We start from the raw sequence: 17,540 nt of genomic DNA on the forward strand, positions 1-17,540 counted from the left end.
AAATGATGGATCCGGCCGGACAACGGGGAACCAAACCCCGGGAAGGCGGAAAAACAATGGTGATCGACAAAGGCCTGGGCCTTGCGTCCTTTCACGATCTGTTGGAAACGTCACATGATTATATCGATATCATCAAGCTGGGCTTCGGAACTGCCGCTCTATACCCCCGCCATTTGCTGGAGCAAAAGATTGCCATGGCAAAAGAGAAAAATATCGTCATCTACCCGGGTGGAACCTTTCAAGAAATCGCCGTTTTTCGCGATCTATCCCACCAATACGTAGAGAGAGTTGCGGAATTAGGCTTCAATGGCATCGAAATATCCGACGGAACGATCGAAATGAGCCCGGCGATCCGTAAACAAATGATTCGAATGGGCAAATCGGCCGGGCTCAGGGTTGTTACCGAATATGGAAAAAAATGCTGGGGCTCAAGGCTGAGGATCGATGATTTGGTAGAGACAGCTTTGTCTGATGCGGAATGCGGTGCGGAGCTGTTTATTGTCGAGGGCAGAGAATCGGGTAGCGGAGTAGGAATCTACGATGAGCTCGGCCATTGCCGTGATGAGGAAATCCTGGAGGTTGTGAGACGGTTAGGCGGCAGCGAATGGCTGATGTGGGAAGCGCCCCATAAGGATCAGCAGGTTCATCTCATTCAACTGCTTGGCCGCAATACCCATTTTGGCAACATTGCCCCGCAAGATGTTTATTCCCTTGAAGCGCTGCGCCGCGGCTTGAGGATGGATACGTTTCACTTCGAACTTGCCCTTGCGGATCAGGTACTCTAATGAAGATACGCGTGCTGCCGATGATTCAGGAGCTGCCTGATGAATGGCGACCATATACCGCCATCGTCATCGACACCCTGCGGGCTACCAGCAACATAGTCACTGGACTGGCTGCCGGGGCAAGCAGCATCGTGCCCTGCCTCACTCCGCAAGAAGCCGAAGCGAAGCGCCAGCTGGGTGATCTCCTCGGAGGCGAGCGGGATTGCCTGATCATCCCTGGCTTTGACCTGGGAAACTCGCCTTTCGAATATCAGTCCGACGCAGTGAAAGACAAGCGGATCCTGATGACCACCACCAACGGCACCCGCGGGTTAAAAGCGGCGGAAAAAGCCGATCGAATACTGGTCTGCAGTCTATTGAACGCCCCCGTTTGCGCCGCCGCAGCGTACGGGAGGCAGCAGGATGTCGTCGTTATCTGTTCAGGAACAAAAGGCTCGTTCAATGTCGAAGATGGCCTGACGGCAGGCTTGTTTTTGCATGAATGGCTAAAAATTTGCGAAGAGCATCCGCAGATCGACGATTTTGGATTAACCATGCTGCATTTCTATCAAACCACCAACAGCGATATCGTGAATCTTCTGATGCAATGCGATACAGGTACACGCCTTATCCGGCTTGGCTTCCAAAGGGACGTCGCCTACTGCTCGCAAGTAGGTTGTATTGATCTCGTCCCTGTTTTGATGGATGGAGCGTTGGTACCCTTGCATCTAGCCGAAAACCAAGACCTTCATGATATAGAGCTCGCTCCGATCAAATAAAGCCTGTTCTAAAGCGCCTTGTCCATCATAAACTGATGGTACAAGGCTGACGGCTTGGCCGCTCGAGGGGTGGGTAGCGAGTGCGATGTTGAACGGCAATATCATTCTGCTCATACTTATCATCATTGGACTTATAGGTCGCTCTCCAATCATCACCACGGCTGCCTGCATCCTACTGGTGTTCAATCTGTTGAGTTTGCAGCGCTTCTTCCCCACCATCGAACGCAGAGGGTTAGAACTCGGGCTGCTTTTTCTGACTATGGGGGTGCTTGTCCCCTTTGCCAGCGGCAAGATCACCTACAAAGACATCTCCTCCGTCGTACTTACCCTGCCCGGTATAATGGCGCTTGCGGGCGGTGCAATCGCCGCATTCATGAACGGCCGGGGCCTGGAAATGCTGAAGTTGGAACCGCAGATCATTGTCGGTCTCGTAATCGGCTCCATATTCGGCATCATCTTCCTGCGTGGCATACCTGTCGGCCCGCTTATGGCTGCCGGGCTGACCGCCCTCCTGCTGAAGGCGTTCCAGTTCATTTTCGGCAAGTTTTTGTAGACGTGAAAAGTCTCCTAAACAAAAAAGAATCCCTTCCGGCTCCAAGGGGAACCGAAGGGATTCTTTGCATTCGATATAGTAGATTAGCTCTTGACCGAATTCATCCTAAAAAATAGCCCCTGGCGAATATTTCTTTATTTTTTACATCTACCGGAAATATCCCTTCAATGTAACTGCCGCTTACTTCCATACCCGTATCTCTAAAAAGCATATTTCCCGTCGACTTATCAACTAAGATTTCATAGGGACCCGTCAAAATCCAATATCCGGCTGATTCATCCTCATACCCGATATGATCGATTTTTTGTTTAATGTCAGCTAGAGTTTTGTTAGAGAGATCACTGCCGTTCGCATAAGTATCATTCTTTGAAAATGTGTCGTACGCGTGCTCCATAGCGTCTTTAGCCAGTTTGACGGCTTGTTCCTTCGTCACATTTTGGGTTCGATCATCGATTGAAATGAGCGGGTTAAAAAAAGGCATGAAGCCGATATTATTGCTAACCTTCATACCCAAAGCTTCTGAGACTGCTCTCAAAGGGGCATACATGCGCCCTCTAATGATCTGTGCAGCCAAAGGCAGACGAATCGTTTTACCATTCAGATCGGCACTTGTACCGCCTGCCCTCAAGATCATTTTATTGCTTTTATAAACGATGATCGCTTCTTGTTTCTGCGCATCCCAGTTTACTTGCCCTCCAAGTGCATCCATGACCAAACGAATCGGAACGAAGGCGTATCCATGATTTATCTTTACATCGGCATTTGGGATGAAGTCATTGTTGATCATGAGAAAAGTAACTCGACCTTGATCTACCTCTGTAATGCTTGTTGTCGCTCCGTTTTCATAGGTCATTTTCTCAATCCAATGGGTTCCTTTTTCAAAATCCGTAAGCTGTGAATCAACTGTAGAATAATACCATTTATTAGGCGCGGACTGGCCATTCGCAATAACGGGTAAAAGTGCTGCAACTAAGCTGCAAATAACGAATGACGTTAAAAGCTTCTTTTTCATCGTCTTCACCTGCTCCATTTAGATATACCGTCATTTTACCTCTGCATCCTAATATTGTAAATAATTAGTAGATCACTCGCATTATCGATACATCTCCCGAACCTCGTCCAAGTATTGGATGAAATGTTGCCTGACTTCTGCCGGCTCGAGAATCTCGCATTTCTTTCCGAAGCGGAGTAATACGTTATAACCGTGCTCGTTATCGACGATAGGATATCGAGCAATGACCTCGCTTCCTTCCTGGGCGAGAATATGATCCTCTCCAAATCGCTCGATGATCTTATCCTTGACGGATAGATCGATACGGATGGTAACTGGCACCAAGGATTGCAGCACCCCGTCTGAGATACCCATGTGGAGGGGTTCAAAATCTTTAGGTGAAAAAGCTTCGTCCGACAATTTCGCCTCGCTCATTCGCGCCAGCTTGAAGATGCGGTAATCGTTTCGCTCCAGGCAAAACGCCTGCAAATACCAGCTTCCTTCTTTGAAAACGATCTTATAAGGTTCAACCTGGCGAAGGGTTCCTTCGCCGTTTCTGTCCGTATAACGAAACAACAAACAACGGTACTCGTTTATGGCCGTTTCAATCTGCTGTAAAAGTCCACGCAAGGAGCGGTTCCCCCGGGTTTGAGCCAAATCCACCGAAAAACGTGCGTCGCCCCCTTTGCTCGGCTCCGTACCGTTTTCCCCTTTCATGCTCTGCAGCTTAACCAGTGTATTGGCTAGGTCGCGGTTCTCCAACAACTGGTGATAGCTTTCCAAGCCGGCGATCAAACGGGACACGTCCTGCGGGGTGAACAGTTTTTTATCCACTTTGTATGATTTCATCAAGCTCACACCACCAACTGACCCGCGGGTTGTCATAACCGGCAAGCCGGCCATGCTCAACGTATCCACATCTCGAAAAATCGTTCTCCGGCTGACCTCCAATTTTTCCGCCAGTTCGCTGGTAGAAACCGTATCCCGCTCAAGCAAAAGGCTGATGATCGCAACCAATCGGTCGATTTTCATAAAAAACCTTCACCTCGAAATCCATTATGACATAATGCTGTCATCATTGTCTTGGTAAAGTAATGGTGTAGATCAAACAAGAAATGATGAGGAGGAAATGAAAGTGAGCGAAACCAGAATCGAACAAAAAGAAGCTTTCCGCTTTGTCGGGTTTAAAACAGCGTTGGGAGCAACAGGAGCCATTCACGATGCTGCGTATTCCGGACCGAAGACCGACTTATTCAAAACCTTGGTCCAAAACGGAAAGATGGCGCAGCTGAGACCCCTTTCGGAAAGCCCCTTCGGATTCGCCGCCTTGACGACAGATGGAACCCAAACCTTCTATTATGCAGGGTTCCAGTCCTCGCAGCCTGCAGTGGAAGGGGCTGAAGAGATTCTTTTCCCGGCCGGCCAGTATTTGATTCTATCGGAAAATGGTGGATTATCCCGATTAGCCTTTGACAAACTGGAAGAACTCGGGTTTAACGACATCCTATCCGGGGATTCCGACTATGTTTACAATGGCGGCCCCGTTGCTGAAGTTCTATTAAACGGGAATCCTCTAGATGCAGAAGTGGAACTATGGATTCCGGTCGAGGCAAGAACTCGATAATCCAAAAACGCAAAAACGGCAGATATGAGGGTTTCCCTCAAATCTGCCGTTTTTTATCGTGCGACTTATCTACGATCTTTCGGTCCGCCTACGAAGGCTTGCACCTCGGTGTCCAAGCCGTAAGCCGTGTGCAGCGCTTGAATCACTTCATGAGGCCGTGAGCCATCGATAATGCAGGAAATTTTAATCTCGGAGGTGCTGACCATGTTAACGCTGATGCCCAGCTTGGAGATAACATCGAACATTTTGGCAGCAACTCCCGGGGTGCTGACCATGCCGGCACCGACGATGGAAACCTTGATCAACCCGACTTCGGAAGTTACTTCTCGGAATCCAATGCGTTCGCGGATTCCTTCGATGATGTTCAGCGCCTTCTCTACGTCATCTGCCGGAAGTGAGAAAGAAAAGTCCGCCATGCCGTTTACCACGCCGCTTTGCACGATGACGTCCACATCGAGTTTAACTTCCGCCAGTGCGGTAAACACGGCAGCGAGTTGCCCTGTCCGCTCGGGTACTCCCAAAATGCTGATCCGGGCGATATTTTTATCATAGGCGATGCCGCTGACGACGATCCCTTGCTCCATCACGGTTTCCTCCTTCACATACGTTCCTTCATTATAGTTAAAGCTTGAACGGACAACGAGATTGACTTTATTGTGTTTGGCGTATTCAACCGCGCGGGGATGCAGCACAGCGGCTCCCAGGTTGGCCAGCTCAAGCATTTCGTCGTATGAAATCTCAGGCAGCTTGCGGGCTTGTTTGACAATGCGCGGGTCCGTCGAATAGACGCCGTCGACATCCGTGTAGATTTCGCACAAATCCGCTTTGATCGCTGCGGCGACGGCTACCGCCGTCGTATCCGAGCCGCCCCGTCCAAGGGTGGTGATTTGTCCCTCTTCCGTCATCCCCTGGAAACCTGCGACGACTACGATGCTGTCGTTGTCCAATGCTTCCATGACCCGGTGAGGCTGAATGTCCGAAATCCGCGCCTTCCCGTGCTCGGCTTCGGTGTAGATACCCGATTGCCAGCCGGTGTAAGATACGGCCTTTTCCCCCAATTGCTGAATCGCCATGGACAAAAGAGCGATGGAAATTTGCTCGCCGGTGGTCAACAGCATATCCATTTCTCTGGCCGGCGGCGTTCCTTCGACGATTTGCTTGGACATATCAATCAAATCGTCCGTCGTGTCTCCCATTGCGGACACCACGACGACACAGCGATTGCCTTCTCTCTTTCTCTCGACAATCCGCTTGGCGACACGTTTCATCCGCTCTGCATCGCCGACGGAGCTTCCCCCGAATTTCATAACAATCAATGACAAGCCGGTCCCCTCCAAACCCCATTTCATAATATGACGCATTAAATCGATAAAGCCCCTCATACAGAGAGGGCAGGTCAACGGCGAGAATCAGCCTGTTGACCTGCCGAGGCGGTGATGAGCCGTCCGTCCTTATGCCCGGGAAATGTATTTTCCTTCGCGCGTGTCGATCAACAGTGTGTCATTCTCACTGATAAACAGCGGCACTTGCACATTCAAGCCGGTTTCAACTTTGGCGTTTTTGGTTGCACCTTGTGCCGTGTTGCCCTTAATACCTGGCTCCGTTTCCACAACCTTCAGCTCTACGTTGTTCGGCAGGTTGACGCCAAGAATTTCTCCTTGGTAGCTGATGATATTCACCATCATATTCTCTTTCAGGAACTTCAGTTCCCACTCGATCTGCTTGGAGTCCAAAGTAAATTGATCGTAAGTTTCGGTATCCATGAAGGTGTGCTCGTTGCCTGCGGCGTACAGGTATTGGGTTGAGCGGTTTTCTACATGGGCACGTACGACGGTTTCGCCGGCACGGAAGGTTTTTTCCATCACGTTGCCGTTGCGGAGGTTTTTCAGCTTGGAGCGGACAAAAGCTGCGCCCTTGCCGGGTTTTACGTGCTGGAATTCGATAACGGAAACAAGGTCGCCGTCAACTTCAATGGTTAATCCTGTTTTAAAATCGTTTACTGATATCACTGGTTTATCCTCCTCAAATGGGTTGCCTCATTCAAAAAAATGCAATCGAACTATCAAATCTCCAAAAGTTCTTTGGTTGATTTCGTAATAACACGGATGCCGGTTTCGGTTACAACCACATCGTCTTCGATTCTCACACCGCCAAATCCAGGCAAGTAAATGCCAGGCTCAACGGTTACGACCATCCCTGGTTTTAGGACGGTATCAGACAGCTTGCCAAGCCGTGGATTCTCATGGATTTCCAAGCCGATGCCGTGGCCGGTACCGTGGCCGAAGCGATCGCCGTAGCCGGCTTTCGCAATGACGTCACGTGCCAAGGCGTCGCCTTCTTGCCCGGTCATGCCCGGCTTTAAGCCGGCCAAACAGGTCAATTGGGCTTCCAGGACAATTTTGTAAATTTCCCGGTGCTTTTCCGTCGCTTTACCCAATACCACGGTGCGGGTAATATCGGAACAGTACCCTTTGTATAAAGCGCCGTAGTCCATTGTAACAAATTCGTCGCCGTGAAGCACCCGGCTGCTGGCAACGCCGTGAGGAAGTGCAGAGCGTTCGCCCGATGCGATGATGGTATCGAAGGAGGAAGAGGCCGCGCCGTTTTTGCGCATGAACATCTCCATCTCCAAAGCGACGTCCCATTCCGTAATTCCCGGTTTCAAATAACCCAGAATATGAGTGAAGGTTTTGTCAGCCAAGTCCGCAGCTTCCTCAAGAACGGCGATCTCCTCTTCATCCTTGATATCCCGCAGGCCCTCAACCAAATTGGAAGTCGGGATGAGCGTGATGTCCCCCAATTTTGCGGAATAATCGAGGTAGGTTCCATAAATAAGGTCACCTTGTTCAAAAGCAAGGCGTTTGATTTTTGCCGCATCCAACAGTTCCTTGACGGTTTCGATTACCGCCGGTTTGTGCATGACGATGGAAAAATCGCGAACCTGCTCAGCTGCTTGCTCCGTATAGCGGAAGTCCGTCAAAAACCAGGCTTCATCAGCGGTGATCAGCACATAACCGGAGGTTCCGGTAAATCCTGTCAAGTACCTGCGATTGAACGGGTTCGTGACGAAAAGCGCGTCAAGCCCGCTTTCCGCCAGCTTCACCCGCAGCTTGTCCAGTCTCGTTTGTCCCAATCTATTCACCCTTCTCCTTCAAATGTCGTTGCAGTGCCGCAAGCCCCATTTCATAGCCGTATGCTCCAAATCCGGCGATTTGTCCAATCGCCACGGGAGCGATCACCGAATGGTGACGAAACTCTTCCCGCTTATGGATATTGGACAAATGAACTTCCACAGTCGGCAGATTCACAGAGCTTATGGCATCCCTTAGCGCATAGCTGTAATGAGTCAAAGCTCCCGGATTGATCAAAATTCCGTCCTTCGTGCCATAGGCTTCATGAATCTTGTCAAGGAGAGCTCCCTCGTGATTGGATTGAAAAAATTCAAGCTCGATACCCCATTCGCTTGCCTTGTTCAGCAGTTGCTTTTCAATGGCTGGCAGCGTGACTGAACCATAAACACCCGGCTCTCTGACGCCGAGCAGGTTCAAATTAGGGCCATTCAGAACCAATATTTTCATAAATTCAACCGCCTTACGCCCTTTAGTGCCTATAACTTTAGCCATTTTACCATATCATTCCCCGTTTTGAGAACTTTTTTTTCAGGTTGTCTCAGGGAATTAACCCCCGGATAACTGGCAAAGCCATACGAAATTGGTTACAATAATAATAAGGTTTTTTAAATGATAAAGAGGTGAAAAGGTTGTCGCAAAATAACTCCATGAGCTACGGGGGCCAAGCAGTGCTAGAAGGCGTCATGTTCGGCGGGAAAACCGTGAACGTAACGGCTGTCCGCCGGAAGAACAGCGATATCTCCTTTTTGGAAGTTCCGAAAAGCGAGAAAAACTGGGTACGCACCCTGAAAAAAATACCGTTTCTGCGCGGCCTGGTCGCCATCGTCGATTCAGCCGGAAAAGGTGCTAAGCATTTGAACTTTTCCGCTGAGATTTTTGCAGAAGAAGAATCCGATGGAACAGATGAGCCTAAAAAAGAAACCGCCCCATCAATGTCTGACCGATTAGGACTCGTCATTGGCGTCGCCGCCGTCGGTGTGCTTTCCTTCATATTCGGCAAGCTCATCTTTACCCTGGTTCCTATGACATTGGAACAACTGCTGTTCCAAGGGGTATTTAAGAACCAGATCTTTCATAATTTATTAGAAGGCGCCATCAAGATCGTCTTTCTGCTCTTTTATATTTACATTATTGGTCTTGCCCCTCCTGTTAAGCGACTCTTTCAATATCACGGGGCCGAACATAAAGTAATAAGCGCTTACGAAGCCGGTGAGGAACTGACTGTGCCTAACGTACAAAAGTTCAGCACCCTGCATTACCGCTGCGGAAGCAGTTTTCTTGTGATGACGGTGCTCATCGGTGTTGTCATCTATTCTTTCTTCCATTACGACGGATTCGTAGAACGGATGGTGCAACGCCTTCTGCTTCTCCCCGTCATTATCGCCGTTTCCTTTGAGTTTCTGAAGCTAACCAACGCCATGAGAGATATTCCCGTACTGCGTTTCCTAGGTTATCCGGGCTTGTGGCTGCAAAAGCTGACAACCAAGGAACCGGATGACTCCATGGTCGAAGTTTCCATCGCATCCTTCAATCGGATGCGCGAGTTGGATAGCCAGGCTCAGGCTTAACAAGCCTGCATACGATTTTTCGACAGGAGGGATTCGCATGGCTCGTCCGTACAGACGTTTCACCAACTGGGACTATACGGTCTATGGCTTGAGCATATTCGGTTTTATGCTCATGATCTTCCACAATATTTTAGGAATATTGGTCGGAGTCGCTGTCATCGCGGTTATTGTCGGTCTGTTTTACTATGAACGGCGCTTATCCGGCCGCGGAGGCTATCCGGGCCGCCGGAACGTGAATCGCTTCAGCGCCGGCGCCAAGCCCCGCCAAGCGAAACGGAAATCCCCCTTCCGCGTCATTCCCGGCAATAAGCCAAACGACAAGCAATAATTCATCCAAACCAAAAACCATCCCGCACGTTTTCGTGCCGCGGATGGTTTTTTATTGCCGCCGTTGCATGATTAGATACTGTCTTTAAAACCGGATCACCCTTTTATCTTTCGCAGCCGGTGGATAGCCGAACCGCTCATGGTAGCCGACCAGCGAAAAGTTGCGGAAAAACTTATCGGCCGCCCGCACTCCCGCTTCAAACAGTTCCAAGCTTTGCTCCGGTTTGATCTCAAACTGGGTCGCGTGCACACCGGCTGAGGGGATTTTTATCGTCCGCACACTGTTGGATTCTTCAATATATCGTTCGTCATGGGCTTCCATCATCGTGGAGAACAACGCCTGAAACATGGTAAGCGGTCCTATTATGCGATGGGTCTCATCCTCCTTGCCTCTCCCCACCAATTGAAACCCCAAAGTGGGACGTTCCTTCTCTTCATCGAATAACCATAACGGGAAGTTGCTCAAGATGCCGCCATCCACGATGTACACAAACTGCTCAGCAAACGATTTCGGTTTCGTTCGCCTATCAAATTTCCTCCGTAATACAACCGGATCGAAAAAATAAGGGATGCTGGTGCTCATACGGATAGCTTTCGCAATCGTGAATCGATTCGGATCGATGCCGTAACGGGCGATATCCCCAGGCAAAACGAGAAGTTTGCCGTCCGTGATGTCCGAAGCGATTATTCGCAGCTTCCCCGGAGGCAAATCTCCAAAGGTTCGGATATTGCGGTCAGCCAACAATCCGTAGATCCACATTTCCAGCAAATCTCCTGAGAATAAGCCTTTTTTGATGAACAGACGTGCAGCAGGTCCGATACCTTTGATGCGGAATAGCGGCGACTTTTTCAAAAAGGAGGTGAAAGGCGTTTCGATGATGATCTTCCTCATCTCTTTGCCAGTATAGCCTGCAGACAGCAGCGCCGCGATGATGGAGCCGGAGGATGTTCCCGCCATATTGCCAAAAACGATTTTGCGCCGCTCCGCCTCGCAAACCGCGCCGGCCAAGCCGATCGCCTTGACACCTCCACCCTGGAAGACGGCGTTTACCTCCATCCCGATTCCCCCTCATGAAGCTGTTGCTATCATAGAAAGGTATGCGAGGCTACCCATGCCTATGCTTTGAGATTTGTATTCAACGTCTTCGCGGATTTTTGGGGGCAGCGGTCACCTAACCGCCGGCCTAGCCGGGGGCTTCCATTAGCCCTATAAGGGCATGGTACAAGCAGCCTCAAAGGCGCATAAAAGATCTGCCACTTGCGAAACGTTCACGGGCTATCCCCTCAAGGGGCCACGTTTCCTGCCCTTATTCCCCGTCAACGGATCAATGAGCTCGTGCTACTCACGACTACCTACCCGCATGCGGACGTAATCCTGCGTGGGGCTTGGGACAGCGTTGTAGCGAATAGCTGCAAAGATGCAGGTATTCTCAACAAAATGGACTCATTTGCAGAAATACCTGCTATTGTACAGGTATTTTTGTCCGATGGCTACAAATGAAGAGCTTGAGCTCGAAATAACTGTAGATTTGCAGGTATTGTAAAAAATCCCCTTTACTGGAAGAGCAATAACGGTATATTTGCAGGTATTTATCTATACACTCTCCACTTCCTGCCCATTTCAATGGTTCAACCAATGGTGACTGTTCTTATCCATCCATTATTCTCCTGATTTCATCTGCGCGGAAGGCAGAACGGCGTTCATTTTATTATCGTGTTCAAAGGATTTTCTACTCGAAGTGAGGTTTTCTAGTACAAAAAAAACCCGCCGTCCGGCAGGTTTGTTGTAGTCGATATGATGTTAAGTGAAAATTCCAGGGGGATCGCTATTCCATCTCCAGTTCAGATCTTACCTTTATGAGCTCATCCCTGCGTTCGGGATTTTGCTGAAAATATTCGATCAACGTCTCGATGCAGGTAATGGAGTCCCAGCTTAAATGATGCTCGATGCCTTCAACATCCTTGTAAATGTTCTCTTCCTGCACTCCGATGACGGTCAAGAACGTCTCCAGCAGCTTGTGCCGGTCCATCAGCCTTTTCCCCATCTTCTTGCCTTTTGCCGTCAGAATGAGGCCGCGGTATTTCTCATAGACGAGATAGTTATCTTTGTCCAGCTTCTGAATCATTTTCGTTACGGAAGAGGGATGAACTTCGAGGCCTTCCGCGATATCGGAAACGCGGGCGTACCCCTTCTCATCGATGAGCTTGTAGATTCGCTCCAGATAATCCTCCATGCTGGGCGTAGCTGCCATGCTCGTTCCCCTTTCGCTTCAATGTGCATTATGTACTATACCCCATTCCAAAGGAGAGTGCAAGAATATTACCGGATTCGTCCGGTTTCGCACACCTAAAACTTCAGCCAGTCGGGGGCAATCCCATTCAGCTTTGCCGTTATCAGCGTCATCCGGTCCGTATAGAGCAATACGGCCAGCACCACCATTATCGCGCCGCTTCCTTTCATAATGGCGGAAGAGAATCGCAGCAGCTTGCGGGCGGAGCCAATGAACAGACTAAGCCCCATAAAAGGAATGCCGAAGCCCAATGCGTAAAAAGTCGTCAGCAAGAACCAGCTTCCCGGCTCGGAAGCCGCCATAGCCGCGATAATCGAGAGGATCGGACCGATGCATGGAGACCAGCCGGCGGAAAAGCCGATGCCAACAAAAAAGGAGCTCAAATAGCCTGCCGACCGCCATTTGATTTGCACCTTCTTCTCCCTCATGAGAAATTGGGGTTTAAAGACGCCAAGCATAAACAGACCCATGACCAAGATGAGAATTGCCGATAGTTGACGGATCAAATCCCGGTATTCAATGAAAAAATCCGAGACAAAATTAGCTCCAAAGTTAATGGTATAGAAGACAACGGAAAACCCGAGCAGGAAAAAAAACGAATGGGACAGCACGCGCCTGCGGCTGTCCTTGTTGGGTTGCTCTTTTAGCTGTTGTACGGAGATCCCCGTAATATAGGAAAGATAAGAAGGATATAGCGGTAAGCAGCACGGAGATACGAAGGATGCGATGCCTGCGATAAAGGCAATGCCCAAATTCACATGGGACAAGGCGTTTTCTCCTTCCGATAGAGAAATTTCGATCCCGCATGAGCAGATCTGCTAGGTTTATACTCGAAAACGAGCGCGCGCCGCCAACGTCACCAGCAAAAACAGCACCAGCAGCAGCACGATGGTTGCACCGGGAGCGAGACTTATGGTTCCGGCCAATAACAAGCCGACAACGACTGCAGCTTCCGAAAAGACGATACCGAGGATAATCGAATGCTTGAAACTGCGGGCCAAAAGCAAGCTGGCGGCAACCGGGATCGTGACCAGAGATGAGACCAGGAGAGCACCGACGATTTTAATGGAGACGCTGATGACAAGCGCCGTCAGCATCGTGATGGCGATATTATAGAACCGGATGGGTAAACCGCTTACGGCTGCCGCTTCTTCATCAAAGAACAGGAGAAACATCTCTTTATAGTTGAGGAGGATAAACAGAATAATAAGCACGGCAACACCGGCCACCATCCACAGATCCGTGGTGTCTAACGTATAGATGCTCCCGAACAAATAGCCGGTTACATTCACCGTGAAACCCTGGCCTAGGGAGAAGAGCAGCGTCGCCAGCGCAATCCCCGTCGACATAATGATGGCGATGGACAGCTCCGCATACGTTTTATAAGCTTTCCGCAGCCATTCGATGGCGAATGATGCCAAAAGGGCGAAAACTAGGCCCATGGCGAGCGGGTATACGTTGATCAAAAAACCGAGGGCCACCCCAGCAATCGATACGTGTGAAAGGGTATCACCAATCATCGACAAGCGCCGCAGTACGAGAAAAATACCTAAAAGCGGCGTAGCAATGCCGATGAGAATGCCGCCAATGAGGGCGCGTTGAAAAAAAGGTTCAAGCAAGATGTCCATTAACGTAAGCTCCTCATTAAAGGCTGATTGTTCCCGGTTCCACCCGCCATCGCGTCTTGCAAGTCCCCTACGGCGTGGGTCAAGCCGTCGTCTCGGCAGTCTTCCGGCGCATGGGTGTGTTTGACGTAAAAGTTCAGCTTCCCAGCGCAGTGTGCCGGTTCATCGCCAAGATACGCCTTCAGCATATCCAAGTCGTGGGTGACCATGAGAAATGTAATCCGGTGATGGGTGTGCAGATGGCGCAGCAGATGGAAAAAGCTTTCCTGGGTGGCTGTGTCCACCCCTACCGTCGGCTCATCCAGAATAAGCAGATCCGGTTGGTTGATCAATGCTCGAGCGAGAAAAGCCCGCTGTTGCTGGCCGCCGGACAGTTGACCGATGCGCCGGTCAGCCAGTTCGCTGATACCCATTACCTTCAGCGCTTCCGAGCATTTTTCCCGGTCAGCGGCAGACACTCGGCGAAAGAGATTCTTGCGGCTGTACAAGCCAGATTGAACGACTTCCTTTACCGTTGCCGGAAACAGCGGATTGAAGTTGTTTTTTTGCGGTACGTAGCCGATCCGTTCCCAGTCGCAGAAATGCTGGACAGGCGCGCCGAACAAGCGGATTTCACCTTCATCGGGAGCAATCAGCCCCACCAGCATTTTCATGAGCGTCGTTTTACCGGCTCCATTGGCGCCGACCAATCCGACAAAGTCCCTTTCCAGGATGTTAAAGTTCAAATTATCAATGACCTTGCGGGATTCGTATGAAAAACAAAGCCGGTCTATGCCTATGATTTGCTCGTGACAAGAGATGCCGGATTCGTTTTGCGCGTCGAATAAGGCGGGCTTCATATGACCCATCTCCTTTACTGCCTTTATTGTAACGCTTTAGTCAAGTTATGCAAATTATCATTCATGACGGAAAAGTAATCTTTTCCTGCCTTGATCTCCTCTTTAGTCAGTCCTTCTAAAGGATTGAGAGGCAAGGTGTTGACATGGGCATCCCGGGCTAATGTTTTCGCCAGTTTATCGGAAACCAATGCTTCAAAAAAGATATAGGATACCTGATTCTCCTCAACGAAGCTTTTGATCTCCTTCATCTTCTTGGCAGTCGGTTCAGCGTCGGGAGTAAGACCCATAATCGCCTCCTGAGTGAGCCCGTACTCCTTGCACAAATAGCCAAACGCGCTGTGCTGGACCACGATATTGTGTTTAGGAAGAGCAGTCAGCGTTTCCCGGTATGATTTATCCAGCTCATCAAACTTCTCCGCCAGATTGCTGTAATTGGTTTCATAATCGGCTTTGTGAGCCGGGTCGGCTTCGACGAGACTGTCGAGGATATGTTTGGACATGTCTTTGGCGACCACTGGGCTAAGCCAAGTATGAGGATCGACGCCATGGCCGGAATCGCCCTCTTCCTCTCCGCCGCTGGCCGGAAGCAGCTTCAGACCTTGGGATACCTCCGTAGCTTTCAAACCGGAGCCGGCGCTTTTTAGAAAATCATCGATCCAGCCTTCCAAGCCGGCGCCTTGATAAAGCAGCAGATCGGCTTTCCGCATCGTACGGATATCTCGGCTTTGGGGCGACCAGTCGTGAGGTTCCACTCCGGCAGGGACGATGTTGACGACATGAACGTGCTCTCCGCCTATTTTCACAGCGAAATCATATAATGGATAAATGCTGGTGACGACATTGATTTTTCCATCTTCCGTGTTTGCGGATCCTTTGCCCCCGCAGCCGGCCAGAAGAACCAAAGATAAACCGATCATTGCGACAAAGCTAAACATTTTCATAACACGGGATTTCATTTCTTAACCTCCTGAACCGCCTTTGCCGCAAATCAAGGCAAAGCCGGTGATGATTTTTGGATAGCTCATTGGATGAATAAAATGGAGCGTTTATGTAAATAGTAATTTTACTGATTTACAGTAAGTTATTATAGAGGGAAGCTTCTTCCGCTGTCAACTAATAATAATTTTTACGATTAATATCCGCATATACCGGTATAATACGAAAAGGCAGAGCCCCATAACGATAGGCTCTGCCTTCTTTGTTTCAATTATTTATGAAGATCGTTTATGCGCTTGCTTCATCCGGCATAGGACCGATATAGACCGATTGAGGACGAATAATCCGGTTGTTCCCCGACTGCTCCAAAACATGGGCGGTCCAGCCTACGATCCGGGCAGCGGTAAAGGTAGGGGTAAATAGCTCAGGCGTCATTTGCACCGTCCGCATGACGGCAGCGGCATAAAACTCCACATTGGCGTACAGCTTACGCCCCGGCTTATATTCATCAAGCAGACGGATGGCCGTTTCTTCGGTGAAGCGGGCCAAGTCCAGCCAAGGATCGTCCCCCGCCAGCTCCTCGCAGATGGAACGGAGAGCTACAGCCCGGGGATCGCGGGTTTTGTAGATGCGATGTCCGAAGCCCATAAGCTTTTCCCCTCGCTCCAAGCGCTCCCTGATGCAAGCTTCCGCTTGATCCTTCGTTCCGATTTCTTCCAAAAGATCGATGACACCGGAAGGCGCCCCTCCGTGAAGCGGTCCTTTCATTGCGCCGATAGCCGCCGCTACAGCGGAATAGAGATCGGACTCGGTGGAAGATACCACCCTGGCGGTAAAAGTCGAAGCATTGAGTCCATGCTCCATCGCTAAAATCATATAGGCGTTAAGCGCCTTGATTTGAGCGTAAGAAGCTTCATGCCCCATCAACATATGAAGATAGTGTGCGGTGTGGCCGTTAGCCAGAAGATCATCCGTATCTTCAGAGACAATAGAAGCAGGTACATCCTGCCACGTTCTGCCCTCCGCTACGCAATGCCTATAGGCGATGATGACCGGTGCGATGGCGGTGATGCGCATCGCCTGATCCGGGGTGGGCGGCCAGGCGGCCGAACCTGCGCCGGATACGGCGATAGCAGACATCATCACGCTCATGAGCGGCGTTTCAGCCGGAATGGCATCCAGGAGCGCTTTCAGCTGCGGGGTCAATTTTCTCCAACTGGCAAGCCCATTTTGAAAGGCCACAAGCTCTTTATGATTGGGAAGACGGCCGTTCCACAGCAAATAAGCCGCTTCTTCAAATGTTCGTTCCACAGCCAAATCCCTGGCCCAGCATCCGCGGTATACCAGATGGCCCTCTGCTCCGTTTACCTCTCCAATTTCTGTTTCTGCCGCAATCACGCCTTCCAATCCTGAAACAAACGTCTTCAATTCGATCAGCCTCCCGGAAGGTAATTTTCGTTTAACTCACTATAGCATCACAGTCCAATAAATAAAATATTTATATTTCGATATATGTGATAGGTTTTAGTTATCGGTTGGAAAGAAAATAAGGCTCCGCATCTATGTGATGCGAAGCCTTATCGGAACGGCAGTCAGCCTTATTTTACTTTACAATGGCGCCGTTGGGCATGCTGTCCGGCACCGTGGCAATGGTCAGTTGATCGCCTTGGGAAGCCGCCAGAATCATGCCTTGAGACAGCTCGCCCCGCAGCTTCACCGGCTTCAGGTTGGTGACGCAAATAACTTTGCGTCCCACCAGCTCTTCCGGCGAGTAGAACTTGGCGATGCCGGAAACCACCTGCCGCCGTTCGGTGCCGAGGTCAAGCTGCAGTTTCAGCAGCTTGTCGGCCTTCGGCACCGGCTCGGCGGCCAGCACTTGGGCGACGCGCAGCTCCACTTTGGCGAAATCGTCGATGCCGATTTCCGCCTTCGCTTCCTGCTGCGCGTCCGCCCCGGCAGCCGCCGGCTGCGCAGCAGCGGCGGCTGCGCCTTGCTCCGGCGCCTCTGCCGGTGCCGGAGCGCCTCCCGCCATCGCGGCGACGATGGCGGCTACCTCATCCGCGGCGTCCAACCGCGGAAAGATCGGGTCGCCCTTGCGGACGGTAAGTCCCG

General features: G+C 50.4%; 20 protein-coding genes. 6 read left to right on the forward strand and 14 right to left on the reverse strand.

Annotated features, from left to right (window positions below; genetic code table 11):
* The first annotated feature begins 2 nt into the window (after nucleotides 1-2).
* From comA to TJ79_RS16100, 3 genes are all read left to right on the forward strand, one after another.
* Nucleotides 3-785 carry a phosphosulfolactate synthase gene (gene comA / locus TJ79_RS16090; protein WP_040951365.1) on the forward strand — a complete coding sequence of 261 codons (783 nt, stop codon included), beginning with the start codon at nucleotides 3-5 and terminating at the stop codon, nucleotides 783-785.
* On the forward strand, nucleotides 785-1,543 hold the full coding sequence (locus TJ79_RS16095; RefSeq protein WP_052339651.1) for a 2-phosphosulfolactate phosphatase: 759 nt from the start codon (nucleotides 785-787) through the stop codon (nucleotides 1,541-1,543). Before comA ends, TJ79_RS16095 begins: the two co-directional genes overlap by 1 nt.
* An 88-nt stretch (nucleotides 1,544-1,631) precedes the next feature.
* On the forward strand, nucleotides 1,632-2,096 hold the full coding sequence (locus TJ79_RS16100; protein ID WP_040951379.1) for a DUF441 domain-containing protein: 465 nt from the start codon (nucleotides 1,632-1,634) through the stop codon (nucleotides 2,094-2,096).
* 100 nt (nucleotides 2,097-2,196) lie between these two features.
* On the opposite strand, the gene TJ79_RS26055 is transcribed toward TJ79_RS16100, so the two are convergent.
* A complete protein-coding gene (locus TJ79_RS26055) occupies nucleotides 2,197-3,108 on the reverse strand; it encodes a stalk domain-containing protein (RefSeq protein WP_162162966.1) in 912 nt (303 codons plus the stop codon).
* A gap of 81 nt (nucleotides 3,109-3,189) precedes the next feature.
* Nucleotides 3,190-4,119, reverse strand: a complete 930-nt coding sequence (locus TJ79_RS16110; protein ID WP_040951366.1) for a helix-turn-helix transcriptional regulator — start codon at nucleotides 4,117-4,119, stop codon at nucleotides 3,190-3,192.
* 103 nt (nucleotides 4,120-4,222) lie between these two features.
* Here TJ79_RS16110 and TJ79_RS16115 point away from each other — a divergent pair, with 103 nt between their 5' ends.
* On the forward strand, nucleotides 4,223-4,711 hold the full coding sequence (locus tag TJ79_RS16115; RefSeq protein ID WP_052339653.1) for a GyrI-like domain-containing protein: 489 nt from the start codon (nucleotides 4,223-4,225) through the stop codon (nucleotides 4,709-4,711).
* Between the two features lie 65 nt (nucleotides 4,712-4,776).
* Here TJ79_RS16115 and TJ79_RS16120 read toward each other — a convergent pair whose 3' ends face one another.
* The 4 genes from TJ79_RS16120 to aroQ all read right to left on the reverse strand — a co-directional run bounded on the left by TJ79_RS16120 (nucleotide 4,777) and on the right by aroQ (nucleotide 8,289).
* The gene (locus TJ79_RS16120) at nucleotides 4,777-6,033 is read right to left on the reverse strand and encodes an aspartate kinase (RefSeq protein WP_040951381.1); all 1,257 of its coding nucleotides are present in this window, start codon (nucleotides 6,031-6,033) and stop codon (nucleotides 4,777-4,779) included.
* Between the two features lie 129 nt (nucleotides 6,034-6,162).
* Nucleotides 6,163-6,720, reverse strand: a complete 558-nt coding sequence (efp, locus tag TJ79_RS16125) for an elongation factor P (RefSeq protein ID WP_040951368.1) — start codon at nucleotides 6,718-6,720, stop codon at nucleotides 6,163-6,165.
* 53 nt (nucleotides 6,721-6,773) lie between these two features.
* Complete coding sequence (locus TJ79_RS16130) at nucleotides 6,774-7,844, reverse strand: M24 family metallopeptidase (protein WP_040951369.1); 1,071 nt, start codon at nucleotides 7,842-7,844, stop codon at nucleotides 6,774-6,776.
* 1 nt (nucleotide 7,845) lies between these two features.
* Nucleotides 7,846-8,289, reverse strand: coding sequence for a type II 3-dehydroquinate dehydratase (gene aroQ, locus TJ79_RS16135; RefSeq protein WP_040951370.1), 444 nt, complete (start codon nucleotides 8,287-8,289; stop codon nucleotides 7,846-7,848).
* A 200-nt stretch (nucleotides 8,290-8,489) separates the two neighbouring features.
* Here aroQ and TJ79_RS16140 point away from each other — a divergent pair, with 200 nt between their 5' ends.
* The gene (locus TJ79_RS16140; RefSeq protein WP_040951382.1) at nucleotides 8,490-9,410 is read left to right on the forward strand and encodes a DUF1385 domain-containing protein; all 921 of its coding nucleotides are present in this window, start codon (nucleotides 8,490-8,492) and stop codon (nucleotides 9,408-9,410) included.
* A gap of 37 nt (nucleotides 9,411-9,447) precedes the next feature.
* Nucleotides 9,448-9,738, forward strand: a complete 291-nt coding sequence (locus TJ79_RS16145; protein ID WP_040951371.1) for a hypothetical protein — start codon at nucleotides 9,448-9,450, stop codon at nucleotides 9,736-9,738.
* 84 nt (nucleotides 9,739-9,822) lie between these two features.
* Here TJ79_RS16145 and TJ79_RS16150 read toward each other — a convergent pair whose 3' ends face one another.
* The 8 genes from TJ79_RS16150 to metG form a co-directional block, all read right to left on the reverse strand.
* Nucleotides 9,823-10,794 (reverse strand): patatin-like phospholipase family protein, encoded by a 972-nt coding sequence (locus TJ79_RS16150; protein ID WP_052339654.1) that lies wholly within the window; start codon nucleotides 10,792-10,794, stop codon nucleotides 9,823-9,825.
* A 769-nt stretch (nucleotides 10,795-11,563) separates the two neighbouring features.
* Complete coding sequence (mntR, locus tag TJ79_RS16155; RefSeq protein WP_040951372.1) at nucleotides 11,564-11,989, reverse strand: transcriptional regulator MntR; 426 nt, start codon at nucleotides 11,987-11,989, stop codon at nucleotides 11,564-11,566.
* Nucleotides 11,990-12,084: 95 nt separating this feature from the next.
* On the reverse strand, nucleotides 12,085-12,795 hold the full coding sequence (locus tag TJ79_RS16160; protein WP_040951373.1) for a cytochrome c biogenesis CcdA family protein: 711 nt from the start codon (nucleotides 12,793-12,795) through the stop codon (nucleotides 12,085-12,087).
* A 57-nt stretch (nucleotides 12,796-12,852) separates the two neighbouring features.
* Nucleotides 12,853-13,656 carry a metal ABC transporter permease gene (locus TJ79_RS16165; RefSeq protein WP_040951374.1) on the reverse strand — a complete coding sequence of 268 codons (804 nt, stop codon included), beginning with the start codon at nucleotides 13,654-13,656 and terminating at the stop codon, nucleotides 12,853-12,855.
* Nucleotides 13,656-14,492, reverse strand: coding sequence for a metal ABC transporter ATP-binding protein (locus TJ79_RS16170; protein WP_052339655.1), 837 nt, complete (start codon nucleotides 14,490-14,492; stop codon nucleotides 13,656-13,658). The genes TJ79_RS16165 and TJ79_RS16170 overlap by 1 nt, the downstream gene beginning before the upstream one ends.
* 23 nt (nucleotides 14,493-14,515) lie before the next feature.
* A complete protein-coding gene (locus TJ79_RS16175) occupies nucleotides 14,516-15,448 on the reverse strand; it encodes a metal ABC transporter substrate-binding protein (protein WP_040951375.1) in 933 nt (310 codons plus the stop codon).
* Nucleotides 15,449-15,716: 268 nt separating this feature from the next.
* The gene (locus TJ79_RS16180) at nucleotides 15,717-16,856 is read right to left on the reverse strand and encodes a citrate synthase/methylcitrate synthase (protein WP_040951376.1); all 1,140 of its coding nucleotides are present in this window, start codon (nucleotides 16,854-16,856) and stop codon (nucleotides 15,717-15,719) included.
* 175 nt (nucleotides 16,857-17,031) lie between these two features.
* Nucleotides 17,032-17,540 (reverse strand): methionine--tRNA ligase subunit beta (gene metG / locus TJ79_RS16185; protein ID WP_040951377.1); only part of this gene is annotated, 509 nt, incomplete at its 5' end.

The sequence above is a fragment of the Gorillibacterium massiliense genome, from assembly GCF_000455485.1.
Lineage (GTDB): Bacteria > Bacillota > Bacilli > Paenibacillales > NBRC-103111 > Gorillibacterium > Gorillibacterium massiliense.